Here is a 2258-nt window from a genome sequence, read left to right on the forward strand (position 1 = left end):
ACGGTGACGCGAACGACTACTTTGGCAAGGGCCTCTCCGGCGGCATCCTGACCGTAGCCCCCGCCGACGGCGCCACGTACAAGTTCGACGAGAACGTGGCCGTTGGCAACGTCGCGTTCTACGGCGCGACCTCCGGCAAGGGCTTCATCAACGGCCTGGCCGGCCAGCGCTTTGGCGTGCGCAACTCCGGCGCGACCATCGTGTGCGAGGGCGTGGGCAACCACGGCTGCGAATACATGACGGGCGGCGTCGCGCTGATCCTGGGCCAGGTGGGCGTCAACTTCGCCGCGGGCATGAGCGGCGGCGTGGCCTACGTCTACGACGAGCGCCACGTGCTCGATTCCAGGGTCAACCACGACATGGTCCTCCTGGAGGAGCCCACGGCGGATGAGCTGGAGCTCATCCACTCGCTCGTGCAGGAGCACGCGGAGCGCACCAACAGCCCGCGCGGCATCAAGATGCTCTACAGGTTCGACGACATCAAAGACGACTTCGTGAAGGTCATCCCGCGCGAGTACAAGCGCGTCCTCGAGCTCACGGCCGAGGCCAAGGCCGACGGCCTTGACGACGAGGCCGCCGAGGAGCGTGCCTTCCAGGTCATGAGGAAGGGGATGTAGCCAATGGGCAAGGTAGGAGGATTCCTGGAGCAGTCTCGCCACGAGCACGGCATGCGCCCGATAGAGGAGCGCGTGCACGACTACGACGACCTCTCCGTCACGCTTCCCGAGGACGAGCTTCGCGCCCAGGCCGGCCGCTGCATGTACTGCGGCGTCGCGTTCTGCCAGACGGGCGTGAACTTTGGCAAGGCCCGCACGAGCGGCTGTCCGCTGCACAACCTCATCCCCGAGTGGAACGACCTCATCTGGCGTGGCCTCTGGGATGACGCCGCGGAGCGCCTGGCGCTCACCAACCCGCTGCCCGAGTTCACGGGCCGCGTCTGCCCCGCGCTCTGCGAGGCGGCCTGCAACCTGGGCCTGCACGACGACCCCACGACCATCCGCGACGACGAGCGCGCCATCAGCGACTGGCAGTGGGAGCACGGCGGACCCAAGCCGCTGGAGCCCGCGCCCAAGGGCGCCCCGCTCGTGACCGTCGTGGGCACGGGCCCGTCTGGCCTCGCCTGCGCGTGGGAGCTCGCCCGCCGCGGCCTGCGCGTTCGCATGGTCGAGAAGAGCGACCGTCCGGGCGGCCTGCTCATGTACGGCATCCCCAACATGAAGCTCCCCAAGGACGTGGTGGAGCGCAGGGCCGACCTCATGCGCAGGAGCGGCATCCAGATCGAGTGCGGCGTGGACGCCTCCGACCCCAAGGTCGCGGCGAAGCTCGCCAAGACGAGCGACGCCGTCGTGCTCGCCGCGGGCACCGGCCGCGCGCGCACGCTCAGGGTCCCCGGGGCCGACAAGGACGGCGTGCACCTGGCCGTGGAGTACCTCACGGCCCAGACGAAGGCCTTTCTCGACGGCACCACGAGCCCCATTTCCGCCGAGGGCAAGGACGTCGTCGTGATCGGTGGCGGCGACACCGGCACGGACTGCGTCGCGACGGCGCTGCGCCAGGGCGCCAAGTCCATCATGCAGCTCGAGTTCCTGCCCGAGCCGCCCGAGCAGCCCGCCCCCGGCAACGCCTGGCCCGAGTGGCCGGCGGTCAAGAAGACCGACTACGGCCAGCAGGAGGCCATCGCGACGTTTGGCGAGGACAGGCGCCTGTGGGCAACGGACACGCTCGAGGTCCTGGGCGACGCCGCGGCCGAGGGGCTCAAGATCGTCTCGCTCGACTGGACGTCCGGCAAGCCCGTCCGCAGGGACGACACGGTGCGCACGCTGCCCGCGCAGCTCGTCGTGCTGGCCATGGGTTTCCTTGGCCCGGACACGGGCCTCGTGGAGGCCTTCGGCGGCGAGGTCGCGCAGCAGGGAAGGCCGCTGCCCGTCACCGTGGGCAAGCGCCACGTGCTCGCGGGCTCCAAGGACGGCCGCGTCTACTGCGCCGGCGACACCAGGAACGGCTCGACCATCGTGGTGAACGCCATCTCCGACGGCCTCGCGTGCGCCGCCGAGGTCGCGTCCGACCTGCTGGGCTAGAGGTCGGGCTCCAAGGAGCTAAAAAGACAGCAACAACCTGCGGCCCTGGACATGGAGACGTGTCTGGGGCCGCTTCGTGTCGGGGATATCAGAAGCGCTCTGGCGCGCGGCCTTACCCCTGACGGTTCCCTCGCAATAAGCAAGGGAACCGCAGACCAAAAAGACGGTCGCGTTCGCAAG

At 69.4% G+C, this 2258-nt stretch carries 1 protein-coding gene and 1 pseudogene; both read left to right on the forward strand.

Going from position 1 to position 2258, the window contains the following annotated elements; all coding sequences use genetic code 11:
* Positions 1-617: pseudogene (locus ACI38Z_RS06640) on the forward strand (glutamate synthase subunit alpha); the annotation flags it as partial.
* A 3-nt stretch (positions 618-620) separates the two neighbouring features.
* Positions 621-2078, forward strand: a complete 1458-nt coding sequence (locus ACI38Z_RS06645) for a glutamate synthase subunit beta (RefSeq protein ID WP_439789407.1) — start codon at positions 621-623, stop codon at positions 2076-2078.
* Positions 2079-2258 lie beyond the last annotated feature (180 nt).

The sequence above is a fragment of the Parafannyhessea sp. genome, assembly GCF_051876455.1.
In the GTDB taxonomy this organism is placed as follows: Bacteria; Actinomycetota; Coriobacteriia; order Coriobacteriales; family Atopobiaceae; genus Parafannyhessea.